The 13256-nt window shown below is 57.8% G+C and carries 11 protein-coding genes; 7 read left to right on the top strand and 4 right to left on the bottom strand.

What is annotated here, in order from left to right; genetic code table 11:
* Positions 1–172: 172 nt before the first annotated feature.
* Genes NCR98_RS20240 through NCR98_RS20225 form a run of 4 tightly spaced genes read left to right on the top strand, consistent with a single transcriptional unit; the run spans position 173 to position 4869 of the window.
* Positions 173–1003: a transketolase gene (locus NCR98_RS20240; protein WP_010246187.1), complete on the top strand. Its 831-nt coding sequence runs from the start codon at positions 173–175 to the stop codon at positions 1001–1003.
* Complete coding sequence (locus NCR98_RS20235; protein ID WP_010246183.1) at positions 996–1940, top strand: transketolase family protein; 945 nt, start codon at positions 996–998, stop codon at positions 1938–1940. The genes NCR98_RS20240 and NCR98_RS20235 overlap by 8 nt, the downstream gene beginning before the upstream one ends.
* 2 nt (positions 1941–1942) lie before the next feature.
* Complete coding sequence (locus tag NCR98_RS20230) at positions 1943–3430, top strand: FGGY family carbohydrate kinase (RefSeq protein ID WP_061704065.1); 1488 nt, start codon at positions 1943–1945, stop codon at positions 3428–3430.
* A 20-nt stretch (positions 3431–3450) separates the two neighbouring features.
* Positions 3451–4869 (top strand): L-fucose/L-arabinose isomerase family protein, encoded by a 1419-nt coding sequence (locus NCR98_RS20225; RefSeq protein WP_010246177.1) that lies wholly within the window; start codon positions 3451–3453, stop codon positions 4867–4869.
* A gap of 112 nt (positions 4870–4981) precedes the next feature.
* Here NCR98_RS20225 and NCR98_RS20220 read toward each other — a convergent pair whose 3' ends face one another.
* On the bottom strand, positions 4982–6112 hold the full coding sequence (locus tag NCR98_RS20220) for a mechanosensitive ion channel family protein (RefSeq protein WP_250489687.1): 1131 nt from the start codon (positions 6110–6112) through the stop codon (positions 4982–4984).
* A 96-nt stretch (positions 6113–6208) separates the two neighbouring features.
* The gene (locus tag NCR98_RS20215) at positions 6209–7030 is read right to left on the bottom strand and encodes a flagellar brake protein (RefSeq protein WP_250489686.1); all 822 of its coding nucleotides are present in this window, start codon (positions 7028–7030) and stop codon (positions 6209–6211) included.
* Positions 7031–7153: 123 nt separating this feature from the next.
* Between NCR98_RS20215 and NCR98_RS20210 the strand changes: the two genes are divergently transcribed.
* Positions 7154–7402: a GlsB/YeaQ/YmgE family stress response membrane protein gene (locus NCR98_RS20210; protein ID WP_010246168.1), complete on the top strand. Its 249-nt coding sequence runs from the start codon at positions 7154–7156 to the stop codon at positions 7400–7402.
* Between the two features lie 67 nt (positions 7403–7469).
* Here NCR98_RS20210 and NCR98_RS20205 read toward each other — a convergent pair whose 3' ends face one another.
* Together NCR98_RS20205 and treA are read right to left on the bottom strand one after the other, a co-directional pair.
* Complete coding sequence (locus tag NCR98_RS20205) at positions 7470–9569, bottom strand: TonB-dependent siderophore receptor (protein WP_089414305.1); 2100 nt, start codon at positions 9567–9569, stop codon at positions 7470–7472.
* Positions 9570–9760: 191 nt separating this feature from the next.
* On the bottom strand, positions 9761–11446 hold the full coding sequence (gene treA, locus NCR98_RS20200; protein ID WP_010669886.1) for an alpha,alpha-trehalase TreA: 1686 nt from the start codon (positions 11444–11446) through the stop codon (positions 9761–9763).
* A 102-nt stretch (positions 11447–11548) separates the two neighbouring features.
* Here treA and ghrA point away from each other — a divergent pair, with 102 nt between their 5' ends.
* On the top strand, positions 11549–12598 hold the full coding sequence (ghrA, locus tag NCR98_RS20195; RefSeq protein ID WP_502799778.1) for a glyoxylate/hydroxypyruvate reductase GhrA: 1050 nt from the start codon (positions 11549–11551) through the stop codon (positions 12596–12598).
* 39 nt (positions 12599–12637) lie between these two features.
* A partial coding sequence (locus NCR98_RS20190) for a phosphatase (protein ID WP_250489684.1) occupies positions 12638–13256 on the top strand: 619 nt, incomplete at its 3' end.

Raw genomic sequence — 13256 nt, 5'->3', positions numbered from 1 at the left:
CCGGACAGCGGGTGCCGCTGAGTGATTCCTGGCAGCGGACGGCCTGCCCGGTTTAATGGGCAGAGTAGTGAACAAAGGGCGGTTTAGTTTATTAGCCCCTTTTTTCAGGCACAAAATTTTTTAACCGACGTGAATATATATTCATAACCGATTTAAAATTCAGAGGTAGTGTATGAATCCTTTCAATCTTCCGGTCGATGACCTTGAGCGCCGGGCGCGGGCAATCCGCCGCCGCATCATCCAGCTTAACGCGGGCAGCCCGGCAGGCGGTCATACCGGCGCTGACCTGTCACAGGTAGAGATCCTCACCGCGCTCTACTTCCGCATTCTGAACTGCGCACCGGATCGTACAGACGACGATCAGCGTGACATCTATATCCAGTCCAAAGGGCATGCGGTGGGGGGCTATTACTGCGTGCTGGCGGAAGCGGGCTACTTCCCGACCGACTGGCTGGCAACCTACCAGCATGCCGACTCGCATCTGCCCGGCCATCCGGTACGGCAGAAAACGCCGGGCGTTGAGCTGAACACCGGCGCGCTGGGTCACGGCCTGCCGGTGGCGGTGGGCATCGCTATCGCGGCGAAAAAAGATAACAGCCCGCGCCGCATCTTTGTGGTGACCGGCGATGGTGAACTGGCTGAAGGCAGCAACTGGGAGGCGGCGCTGGTGGCGGCGCATTACGGCCTCGACAACCTGATCATCATCAATGACAAAAACAAGCTGCAACTGGCGGGCGCGACCCGCGACATCATGAACACCGATCCGCTGCCGGAAAAATGGCGCGCCTTCGGGCTGGAGGTCACCGAATGCAACGGCAATGATATGGCGGCGGTGGTCGACACCATTGAAAACCTGCCGAAGAACGGCAAACCGCAGGTGATTGTGGCGCATACCGAGAAGGGATTTGGCGTCTCCTTTATCCAGAGCAAGGCGGAATGGCATCACCGGGTGCCGAAAGGCGAAGAGATCGCACTGGCACTGGAGGAACTGAAAGATGAGTAATGCACAACATTTAGCAAGCGTCATGGTCACGGCCTTTATCGACGCGGTGAATCGCGGTGTGGATCTGGTGCCGGTGGTAGCGGACTCCACGTCGACGGCCAAAATCGCCCCCTTTATCAAGGCCTTTCCCGACCGGCTGATTAACGTCGGCATCGCTGAGCAGACGCTGGTGGGCACGGCGGCCGGTCTGGCGCTGGGCGGCAAAGTCGCAGTGACCTGTAACGCCGCGCCATTTCTGGTGTCACGCGCCAATGAGCAGGTAAAAGTCGACGTCTGCTACAACAACACCAACGTCAAACTGTTCGGGCTGAATGCCGGGACCAGCTATGGCCCGTTAGCCAGCACGCATCACAGCATTGATGACATCGCGGTGATGCGCGGTTTCGGCAACATCGAGATCTATGCGCCTTCCTGCCCGCTGGAGTGCCGTCAGATCATCGATTACGCCCTTGAGCATGTCGGGCCGGTCTATATCCGTCTGGATGGCAAAGATCTGCCGCAGCTGCACGCGGAAAGCTATCAGTTCAGGCCGGGCGCGATCGACCTGTTGCGTGAAGGCAGCGACATCGCACTGGTGGCGATGGGCTCAACGGTTCACGAGGTGGTTCACGCTGCTGAGCAACTGGCTGAGCAGGGCATTTCAGCCGGTGTGATCGCGGTTCCATCGATTCGACCTTGTGATACCCAACAGCTGCGCAACCTGTTAAATCACTACCCAGCGGTGATTACCGTAGAGGAGCATAACGTTAATGGCGGTGTCGGCAGCCTGGTGGCCGAAGTGCTGGCGGAAGGCGGCTGCGGCATCCCGCTGTTGCGGCTCGGCATTGCAGATGGGGAATATGCAATTGCCGGCGATCGCGCCTCTACCCGTGCCCATCATGGCATTGATGCCAGTAGCGTGGTGAACAGTGCAGCGCGCATCTGCGCAGGAGCATAAACATGGTGGGACCCCTGATTCTGGCGATCGACGAAGGCACTACCAATGCTAAAGCGATTGCGGTTGATCGCGATGGCCGTGTGGTGGCACGCGGCAGCCAGAGCTTAACCCTGCAACATCCGCTACCGGGACTGGCTGAGCAGGACCCTGTGGCGATCTGGCAGGCGGTAAAAGAGGCCATTACCCATTGCCTGGCAGCCTGTGGTGGCGCGCCTGTCGCGGCTGTGGCGATCAGTAATCAGCGCGAGTCGGTGCTGATCTGGCAGCGGCGTGACGGCAAGCCGCTGACGCCGCTGGTGAGCTGGCAGGATCGACGATCCGAGTCACTCTGTCGCGACCTGCATAAGGCGGGCAAAGCACCTCGCATCACCGGTTTGACCGGCCTGGCCGTTGACCCGATGTTTCCGGCCGCCAAGCTGACCGGGATGCTGGCCGCCATTCCTGACGGCGCGGCGCGGGCGGCGGCGGGTGAACTCTGTATCGGCACGGTCGACAGCTGGCTCAGCTGGCAGCTCAGCGCCGGCGAGGTATTTATTACCGATCATGCTAACGCCTCCCGTACTCAACTCTACAGCCTGCATCTTAATGACTGGGACGACGAGCTGCTGACGCTGTTTCAACTGCCGCGCGCCGCGCTGCCGCGCATCACCGCTTCAGCCAGTGAACAGGGCGTGGTCGCGGTGAATGATATTCCCGGCTTAGCGCCAGGCACGCCGATTCTGGCGCGCATCGGCGACTCTCATGCCGCCTTACAGGCGCAGCGGCGCGGCGAGTCTGAAGTGGTGAAAGCTACCTACGGCACCGGGTCTTCCCTGATGATGTCCATGGCGACGCCGCTGTTGACGGAAAATGGCCTCAGCACCACCGTGGCCTGGCATGACGGCACGTTGCGTTATGCCTTTGAAGGCAACATTACCCACACCGGTTCCGGTGCCGCCTGGCTGGGCAGAATGCTCGGCGTGCAGGAGCCGCGCGAGCTCACCGCGATGGCGCAGCGCTGCGACGACAATCAGGGCATCTATTTTGTCCCGGCGCTCTCTGGCCTGGGCGCGCCCTGGTGGGATCTGCAGGCGCGCGGCATGGTGTGCGGATTGACGGATGCCGCCACACCCGCCGTGCTGGCGCGGGTGGCGCTGGAGTCGATCGTCTGGCAAATCGCCGACGTCTTTTTTGCCATGGAGCAGGCCAGCGGCCAGCAGCTTCCTGCGCTCTGTGTGGATGGCAGCGCCACCGAAAATAGCTGGCTGATGCAGTTACAGGCGGATGTGTTACAGCGGCCGTTGCAGCGGGTGCCTACCGCCGAGGTCTCCGCGCTGGGCGCGGCACTGCTGGCAGGCAAAGTGCTGGGATGGTGGCAGCAGGGCAGTGATATGCAGGCGCTGCAGGGCGGCAGCGTCATCATGCCGCGTGAAGAGCACGCGCAGCGTATGCAGGAAAACTATAAAGGCTGGATTGACGCCGTTGCACGCTGTCGTTATCAGCCACATTAATCCTTATCCGGAGCAGAGCCATGTCAACACTTCCTCAGCAGTTAACCTTCGGCGTCATTATTGGCAACCGGGGTTTTTTTCCCAGCTATCTGGTGGGCGAGGCGCGCCAGCAGGCGGTCGCGCTGTTTGAAAAGATGAACATTAATACGGTGATGCTGGATGAGACCCAGACCAATCTGGGCGGCGTCGAGACGCGTCAGGAGGCGAAAACCTGTGCCGCGCTGTTTCGTCAGCACCGCGAAGCGATTCACGGCATTGTGGTGCTGCTGCCAAACTTTGGTGATGAAAAAGCCATCGCGGAAGCGCTGCGTCTCGCCGGGCTGAACGTGCCGGTGCTGGTGCAGGCCGAAGAGGATAATCTGGATAAAATGGGGCTGGCGACCCGCCGCGACAGCTTCTGCGGCAAAATTTCGCTCTGCAACAACCTGCGGCAATATGGCATCCCGTTTACGCTGACCCGCCAGCACGTCTGCGCACTGAGCGGCGACGTGTTTATGCAGGATCTGCAGCGGTTCAGCCAGCTCTGTCGGGTGGTGAATGCCATGCGCCGGGTACGCGTCGGGGCAATTGGTGCCCGGCCCGCCGGATTCAACACCGTGCGCTACAGCGAAAAGCTGCTGGAGAAGATGGGCATCGCGGTGGAGACCCTGGATTTATCGGAGATCTTTACCCGCACCAACCGGCTGCGCGATGACGATATCCGCGTGGCAGAGAAGCGTGAAATCCTGGAGGCCAACGCCGATGCGCGGGGGATTCCGGGTGACAAACTGGTGACCATGGCCAAACTGTTTGTGGTGATCAGCGAGTGGATCAGCGACAACGATATCGATACCACCGCCATCCAGTGCTGGACGTCGTTGCAGGAGAACCTGGGCATTAACGTCTGCTCAATCATGAGCGTGATGTCGGGCCAGCTGATGCCCAGCGCCTGCGAAGTGGATGTGATGGGGGCGCTGTCGATGTATGCGCTCGCCAGTTGCTCGCTGAACCCCGCCTCGCTGGCAGACTGGAACAACAACTTTGGCGACGAGCGGGACAAATGTGTGCTGTTTCACTGTGGTAATTTCGCCAGCGCCAGCCTGGAGTCAGCGACCATGGGCACGGCGGATATCATCGGCACCACCGTGGGCAAAGAGAACACCTGTGGCGCAGTGCATGGCCGCATGAAGCAGGGCGATCTGACCTATTTCCGCCTCTCTACCGACGACTTCAGCGGCGAAATCAAAGCCTATGTGGGAGAGGGAATGTCGGTCACCGATCCGCTGGACACGGTAGGTTGCCGTGCGGTGATCCAGGTGCCGCAGCTGGAGACACTGCTGGCGTGGATCTGCCGTAACGGCTTTGAGCATCATGTGGCGATGAACCACTCTGCCACGGCTGGTGTGCTGCAGGAAGCGTTCAGTGAGTATCTCGGCGTGAGCTGCTACCGGCATCAGTAAGCGGTAAGGCGGAACGGCTGAATGCAAGGGATGAAGCAGCCGGTTCGGTCACGATTCCGCCCGCACCGGCTTGTATGCCCGCCACTTCTGAAAAAGAAAGGCGGGCACTGATTTAGCGCGCCATTCTGCGCACCTCGTCATCATCATTCTGTACCGCAACCAGATCCACCGGTGGCAGATTGCCGCCACTGAATTCCACCTGACGAATCGGGAAGGCGAAGCGGATATTTCGCTCTTCCAGTGCCGCCATCAGCTGCAGGTTAATCTCCTGCTGTATATCCATGTACTTGTTGTAATCCGCATCCAGCACAAAATAGACCACTTCGAAGGTCAGTTTTGAATCCTCAAAGGCCAGGAAGTGGGCGCGGTCAAAACGGGTGGTCTCAACGCCCTGGATAATCTCTTTCACCAGCGGGCTGATCTCCCGAACCTGCTCTGACGGCGTGGCGTAGCTGATACCAAACTTAAAGACGATGCGGCGCTGCTGCATGCGCTTATAGTTGTGAATCGTCTGCTGCAACAGAATGGTATTTGAGCAGACAATCTGCTCGCCACTCAGGCTGCGCAGTCGGGTGGTTTTCAGGCCGATATGCTCAATGGAACCGGCAATGTCACCAAAGACAATAAAATCGCCATGCTCAAACGGCTTATCAAAGCCTATCGCCAGTGAAGCAAACACATCGCTCAGTACGGTCTGAATCGCCAGCGCAATCGCGATACCACCAACCCCAAGGCTGGCGACCAGTGCGGTAATGTTGATGCCCATGTTCGACAGAATGGCCAGGAACATCATGATCCAGACCACTACCCGCAGCAGAATCCCGAGGATCACCGTAGTGACCGGGTTGCGCACGTGCAGCGGGTCACGCAGCAGACTTTTCAGCCATAGCCGGATGCCACAGTCGAGCCACAGAGCGAGCTGCACAATCAGCGCCAGGAACCAGCCGTGCGCGATGGTTACACTCCACGACGCGGGCAGATCGACAAACTTCAGGGCAATCAGCAGCGAAAAGATCAGCAGCAGGGTCTGGCTGGTACTGCGCAATATCTCCACCAGAATCGCAGTGGCGCGAACATGACGATGTTCGCTGTAAAGGGCAATCCGGTTGGAGATAAAGCGAATCAGAGTACGTAATATCCAGTAAATCACCAGCGTGGACACCACCACGATGGCGCTGCTTAGCCAGAGTTCCTGATTAAAAAAGAGGGAGTGAAAACGACGTGAAGAGAGCCAGTTTTCCATTGGGGAGGGTCTCCTTGCTGGGTTCCGGTTTAAAAGAAAACAAGCAAGAAGCATAGCCTGGATGCGGCCCACCTGTGTGGCGCATCCGTAAAGCGGTTACTGGAATCGGGTCGATTTATCGCGAGCCAGGCGCTCAAGGGCAAAAATAATCTGCTGAAGCTGCCGCTCCTGCGCCGGGTTCAGCGTGGCAAAACGAAAGCTCAGTCGCGGTGTGATGCGGGTTTCATTTTTGCCGGTCACCACGCTGCGCTCGCCAATGCTCAGCAGCTTTACCGGCACGTCAAAATGGCCATACTCGCCCAGCTCGACCCGGAACGGGGTGAAGCTGTCACCGTCCTGCAACCCGTCCGGCAGCGCTTCATCGACCAGCACGCCGATACCGCCCAGCGACAGATCCTGCAGACGCAGGCGCGTTTTCCTGCCATCGGGCCACACGGTATGACACCAGAACTGCGGCTCCAGCGGGGCGCAGACCCGAAAAAACTCACGTCGCTGGATCTGCCACAGCAGGTCTGGCAGCGGCGCGCTGAAAGCGGGTAACCCTTCAAACTCCACGATTTCCAGCGCGGCGAGGCTGAATTCCACCTTAGCGCCGTAGGTTTCCGCAGTGATACTGAGATCGTCGCTGGTCAGGGCATAATCGTTATCCAGATTATTACTGCCGAGGTCAAACAGCATGCGATCTTCATCGGCAGCCAGCATCCGGCTGATAAACTGCCCACGCGGAAAGCGCACCAGTAATGGCGTCTGCAATCGCAGCAGATCTTTCATAACGCCAAGAACCGCCAGCGTGCCACGTTTTAGATATTGTTCCTGGTCGGCTTCTTTCACGTCCTGCTCCACAAGGGGGGTTACTTTATTGATGCGGTTTTTTTGCCTCGTCTCGGTTATCGGCGCGGCAAAAAAAAGCTTTAGCATGCTATTCATCAATAATAACTGTGAGCAGGCAGGCATTTTTTGAAAAGCTGGTTATACTTATCGCGGTAAACCGCTTGATTAATCAGGCGTTCACGATTTAATCAAAAAAGGAAGGAGCAACAGATGGGTATTATTTCCTGGGTCGTCTTTGGCTTAATCGCGGGTATTCTGGCAAAGTGGATTATGCCGGGTAAAGACGGTGGCGGTTTCATTCTGACTATCGTTCTGGGTATTATCGGTGCAGTAGTGGGTGGCTGGATCAGTACGCTGTTTGGCTTCGGCCGCGTCGATGGGTTTAACTTCGGAAGTTTCGTGGTCGCTGTTATCGGTGCCATCGTGGTGCTGTTCATCTACCGCAAAGTACGCAGTTGACCGTAAAGGTTTAAACGAAAAAGGGGACGAAGCGATTCGTCCCCTTTTTTTATCTCTTATTTTGCTATCAGAAGTCGTAACCGACTGTCGCCATCACGCTGCGTTCTGCGCCCCAGTAGCAGAAGCCCGTACCGTAACAGCCCGCTACATAGGTGCGGTCGGTCAGATTATTGGCGTTGACCTGCACCCAGGCACCTTTCAGGCTGCTGTTCCAGACGCCGAGATCGGCCCGCACTGACGCATCAAACAGCGTCACCGACGGCACACGGGTGGTGTTTTCATTGTCCGCCCACTGTTTGCCGATGTAACGCACGCCCGCACCCGCACTCAGACCGTAATCAAACTGATAGTGACCCCAGAGTGCAGCCATGCTGTTGGGTGTGACATATGGCGTATGTCCGTCGTTGCCATCCACCGACTCTTTAAAGCGCAGATGATTCAGCGTATAGCTCGCCACGGTGCTCAGACGCGGGGTTAACTGATTACGCGCTTCCAGCTCAATGCCCTGTGAATGCACTTTGCCCGAAGGGGTAAAGAACGGCGTCGGTGCTTCCCGGTTCGCCACATCTTTCTGCGTCAGGTCATAGACCGCAACGCTATAGAGATCGCGGGTGCCGACCGGCTGATATTTCACCCCGGCTTCATACTGCTCCGCGGTGGTGGGCTTCAGCAGGTTATTGTTGGAATCGGTGAGCGCGGTCGGGGTAATTGCCTGGCTCCAGCTCACATAAGGCGAGATGCCGTTGTCGAAGGCATAGAGCAGCGCAGCGCGGCCGCTGATGTGATCATCCTGACGACGCTCATTGCCGCTGTTATTGGCGACGATGCGGTCATAACGACCGGAGAGATCCAGATGCCAGCGATCCAGCTTCATCTCATCCTGCAGATAGAGGCCGGTCTGATAGTAGCGACGGGTTTTATCTGCCCAGGTGTAATCCGGCATGTCGCCTACCTGCTCGCCGGTCAGGGCATTGAGCTGACTGGCTGAACCGCCCGCCGCGTTGATCTCATTTTTGTAACGATGATACTCGGCACCCAGGGTGACGCGGTGCTCCAGTTCACCGGTGTCGAACTCCGCCTGTAAGCGGTTATCGGTGGACCAGGCAGAGAGCGACGAGCGCTCACCGGAGTAAGAACGGTTCAGCAGGTCGGGATTATTTTCATCCCAGCCAACCTGATAGACCTGATCGAGATCGACATTCGAGTGGCTGTAGCTGCCGGTCGAGTAAAATGACCAGACGTCGTTGAAGCGATGGGCGAAATCGAAGCTGTAGATCTGCTCGCGACGCTTGAACTGATCGAGATCGCTGTTGCCCTCATAAAAGCCGTTGCTCAGCTTGTAGCCGTTGTGTTCGGTGAGGCTGCCGTCACCCGGTACCGAACCGTGATAACCGCCCGACGGATCCTTCTGCAGATAGGCTTTCAGGATTAGATGTGTATCTTCGTCCGGCTGCCACATCAGCTGCGGCATCAGTGCATATTTCTCTTCGCGGGTGTGATCGTACTGGGTATCGCTGTTGCGGGTCACGCCGGTCAGGCGAAACGCCCACTGATCGTTGATGGCATTGGTATAGTCAAACATCGTGCCGGTGGTGGCGTTGCTGCCCGCCTGCAACTGGATGTGACCCTCTTCGCTGAACTGAGGACGCTTGGTGACCATGTTCACCAGTCCGCCCGGCACCGTCTGACCATAGAGCGCAGAAGAGGGGCCTTTGATCACGTCGATGCGCTCAAGGAAGGCGTTATCGACCTGCAATACATTGTAACTGCCACCGTCGCTCATCAGTCGCATGCCGTCGAGGAAGGTATTATCGGTATCGCCGCCATGGAAGCCGCGTAGCGAAATAGTGTCGTAACGCGTCGCGGCACCCCCAAAGTTGGTGAAGACGCCGGAACTATAGCCCAGCGCCTGATTCAGGGTCAGCGCGCCCTGATCCTGCATCTGCTGACGGGTGACCACGGAAATCGATTGCGGCGTGGTGATGAGCGGACGATCGCTTTTGGTTGCGCCCTGGCTGGTCGTCGCCAGATAGCCTTGGGTCGGCGAGGTCGAATCTTCCTGCGGTTGCGCGGTTACCACCATATCGGCAGCATAACTCAGAGCAGGCGCGGTCAGCGCCAGGGTGCATAGGGGAACATAACCTTTCAGCGACAATGACAGTTTCATCAAAATTCCTTTCTTGGCAAAGGTTCAGGCAAGTGAATAAAATCTTTGATAGGCAATCTCATTATCATAATGAGAATTATTACCTTTTGTAAATTGGCTGCAATTTTGCCTGTTGATGAAAGAAGGTCAAGTAAAATTCGCGGAAATGAAGTGGGGATACCCCCGGCAAGGCCAGAGGTATCCAGAGTGGATTAAGGTTGTGAGGCAGACGCCTGCGGAATATCGTGGGCGCTGTTACAGGTTTTATCTTTCGGGCAGTACTTATCCAGCAGTTTCAGCGTGACGCCGTTGGTCCAGCCGAAGCCATCCTGCAGCGGATATTCACCGCCACCGCCGCCGCCGAGATTTTTGCCATCAACGACATATTTCTCCACCAGCTTATGCTCACGGTCATAGGTGTTCTGAACGTTTTGCAGGAAGCGTAATCCCACCTCTTTCGCCAGTTTTGGCTGGTTGTAGTGCTCCAGACCTTCCACAGCAACCCACTGCAGCGGTGCCCAGCCATTGGGTGCATCCCACTGCTGACCGTTGTTCACGGTGGTGGTCACCAGACCACCAGGTTTCAGCAGCTGTTTTTCTACCGCGCTGGCGGTGCTTTCAGCCTGCTTATCGCTGGCGACCTGCAGATAGAGCGGGAACAGCGCGGCAGCAGTCAGCTGAGGATGGACCTGCTTTTTCTGCCAGTCATAATCGGCGTACCAGTTCTGTTTGCTGTCCCACAGATAGCGGTTGATCGCCGCCTGGCGCTTCTCCGCGCGATCGGCAAACTGCTTCGCCAGATCGCTCTGCTTGTTCATCTGATAGCCTTTCGACAGGGTCTGCTCCAGATGGAACAGCAGGCTGTTGAGGTCAACCGGGGCCAGCTGCGTGGTACGAATTGTCGACAGGTTATGCGCATCGGTAAACCAGCGCGAACTGAAATCCCAGCCCGACGCCGCACCGGAACGCAGCTCACGGTAGAGTTCGGCTTTATTCCTCTGCGGCGCTTTCTGGGCGGTGGCAATGTCATCCATCCAGGATTCTGTACGTGGCACGTCGCGCGCATCCCAGTAGCGGTTGAGCAGGCTGCCGTCCGCCAGCTTAATCACGCGCTTGCTGGCTGCGCCCGCCGCGACTTTATCGCTGTCTGCCATCCAGTAGTCATACTCTTTCTGCAGCTGCGGCAGATAACGGGTATAGGCTTTGCCGTTATCGTGCGTCGCCAGCAGATCGACCATCAGGCTGAAGAACGGCGGCTGTGACCGGCTCAGATAGTAGCTGCGGTTGCCGTTGGGAATGTGGCCATAGCGGTCGAGCAGCGAGGCGAAGTTATCCACCATATCCTGCACTTTATCCCAGTGTCCGCTCTCGGCCAGCCCCAGCATGGTGAAGTAGCTGTCCCAGTAATAGACTTCACGGAAGCGCCCGCCTGGCACCACATAGGGTTTGGGCAACGGCAGCAGCGAGTCATACTGACCGGCGCTGCTGGTGGTGCGCGTCAGCACCGGCCACAGGCCATCAATGTGGTCACGCAGGTTTTGTCCGGCTGGTGGCACATATTTGTCACCGGCCGCGGGCAGGGTAAAGTTGGCATCCACAAAACGCTTAAGATCGAAATTGCGCTGTTTCTTCTGCATCTGCCAGTCGGCAAGAATTGAGGCGGGATCGAATTTCGGCACCGCATCCGCAAAGGTCTTTTGATCGGGATAGAACTTCGCCTGTTGCACGGCATTAAACAGCGGTCCTAAACGAACGTCAGGCGGCTGCGGCTGATTATTCAGCATGCGACTGTTGTCGTCGGCCTGGGCAGTGAAGGCGGGTACGCTCAGCAGCAACGTGAGCAGAAAGGGCGCATAACGCTGACGCCGTGGAGCGGCGTTTACCTCAATTTTTGTCATCGGTTTTTCTCCTTGTCCGAAACGCGGCCGCGCGTAACGCATTGACCACAGGACCAACTTTAGACCTTATCTGACCACTTCACCCTGAAGCGAGCCGGAAATGTGAAGCCACGGGAATTATTTTTATGGAAAAAACCGCTTTATTACGCTGGTTTTTTCTTGCTCTCACCACGCTTTTCCCTGACGCTGAAAGAAAAAAAGGAGAGCAGGATGGAGATCATCTGGTATCACCCGTCGCAGTCTGCAGCGGCCTGGATTAACGGTTTACAACAGCGTCTGCCCCAGGCGCGGGTGCGTGCCTGGCAGCCAGGCGATAATGGTCCGGCTGATTACGCGCTGGTCCGTTCGCCCCCCACAGAAATGCTGCAGGGACGCGCCACCCTGCGCGGCGTCTTTGCGCTGGGGGCAGGCGTGGACGAGATTCTGAAACAGCTGCAGCAGAACCCCGAGATGCTGCCCGACAGCGTGCCACTGTACCGGCTGGAAGATACCGGCATGGCGCGGCAGATGCAGGAGTATGCGGTTCATAGCGTACTGAGCTGGTTCCGTCGTTTTGACGATTACCGTCTCCAGCAGCAGCAACAGTGCTGGCAGCCACTGCCCGCTTACACGCGTGAAAACTTTACTATCGGCATCCTGGGGGCGGGCGTGCTGGGCCAGAGTGTGGCGGAAAGCCTTAAACCCTGGGGATTCCCGTTACGCGTCTGGAGCCGCTCGCCCAAAGAAATTGATGGCGTGACCAGCTTTGCCGGTCGCGATGCATTGCCTGCCTTTCTGAAGGAGACGCGGGTGGTGATCAACCTGCTGCCGAGCACGCAAGAAACCATTAATCTTATCGACCACCACTTTTTACAGCGGCTGCCGCACGGCGCTTTCTTCCTTAACATCGCGCGTGGCGCGCAGGTGGTGGAAGAAGATCTGCTGGCCGCGCTCAATAGCGGGCAGCTGAAAGCAGCGGCGCTGGATGTCTTTCAGGTTGAACCGCTGCCCGAAGCGCATCCGCTCTGGTCACATCCGCGCGTCACGATCACGCCCCATAATGCGGCGGTAACCTTGATCGACGAAGCTATCGACTACATCGCCCGCGCCATCACCCAGGACCAGGCAGGCGAGCCGCCGCAGGGCAGGGTGGATCGTCAGCGCGGCTATTAATGAACCGGCCCCGTCAGGGGCAATCAGCAGGAGAAGAGGATGTATCCGGTAGATCTGCATATGCACACCATCGCCAGCACGCATGCTTACAGCACGCTGCACGACTACGTGACTCAGGCGAAGCAAACCGGCATGAAACTGTTTGCCATTACCGATCACGGCCCCGACATGGCCGACGCGCCGCACTACTGGCACTTCATTAATATGCGCGTCTGGCCGCGCGTGATCGATGGCGTGGGTATTCTGCGCGGTATCGAAGCCAATATTAAAAATCAGCAGGGCGAAATCGACTGTTCCGGCCCGATGCTCGATGCGCTGGATTTGATCGTCGCCGGTTTTCACGAGCCGGTTTATGCGCCGCGCGACCGGAAACATCACACGGATGCGATGATCGCCGCGATGGCGGGCGGGCTGGTCCATATCATCAGTCATCCAGGCAACCCGAAATTCCCGGTCGATATCCCGGCTATCGCCGAGGCAGCCGCGCACTACGATGTGGCGCTGGAGCTGAACAACTCCTCCTTTACCCATTCGCGTCCGGGCAGTGAACCGAACTGCCGGGCTATCGCTGCCGCGGTGCGCGATGCCGGTGGACGGCTGGCATTTGGCTCCGATTCCCATACGGCGTTTACGCTCGGAAATTTTGAACATTGCCTGC

Source organism: Caballeronia sp. GAWG2-1, assembly GCF_023631405.1.
Classification (GTDB): Bacteria; Pseudomonadota; Gammaproteobacteria; order Burkholderiales; family Burkholderiaceae; genus Caballeronia.
This window is presented reverse-complemented; position numbering and strand designations above follow the sequence as displayed.

Excerpts from the sequence above, each read along its gene's own strand:
- NCR98_RS20240 (WP_010246187.1), top strand. The coding sequence starts at position 173 with ATGAATCCTTTCAATCTTCCGGTCGATGACCTTGAGCGCCGGGCGCGG.
- NCR98_RS20235 (WP_010246183.1), top strand. The coding sequence starts at position 996 with ATGAGTAATGCACAACATTTAGCAAGCGTCATGGTCACGGCCTTTATC.
- NCR98_RS20230 (WP_061704065.1), top strand. The coding sequence starts at position 1,943 with ATGGTGGGACCCCTGATTCTGGCGATCGACGAAGGCACTACCAATGCT.
- NCR98_RS20225 (WP_010246177.1), top strand. The coding sequence starts at position 3,451 with ATGTCAACACTTCCTCAGCAGTTAACCTTCGGCGTCATTATTGGCAAC.
- NCR98_RS20220 (WP_250489687.1), bottom strand. The coding sequence starts at position 6,112 with ATGGAAAACTGGCTCTCTTCACGTCGTTTTCACTCCCTCTTTTTTAAT.
- NCR98_RS20215 (WP_250489686.1), bottom strand. The coding sequence starts at position 7,030 with ATGCTAAAGCTTTTTTTTGCCGCGCCGATAACCGAGACGAGGCAAAAA.
- NCR98_RS20210 (WP_010246168.1), top strand. The coding sequence starts at position 7,154 with ATGGGTATTATTTCCTGGGTCGTCTTTGGCTTAATCGCGGGTATTCTG.
- NCR98_RS20205 (WP_089414305.1), bottom strand. The coding sequence starts at position 9,569 with ATGAAACTGTCATTGTCGCTGAAAGGTTATGTTCCCCTATGCACCCTG.
- treA (WP_010669886.1), bottom strand. The coding sequence starts at position 11,446 with ATGACAAAAATTGAGGTAAACGCCGCTCCACGGCGTCAGCGTTATGCG.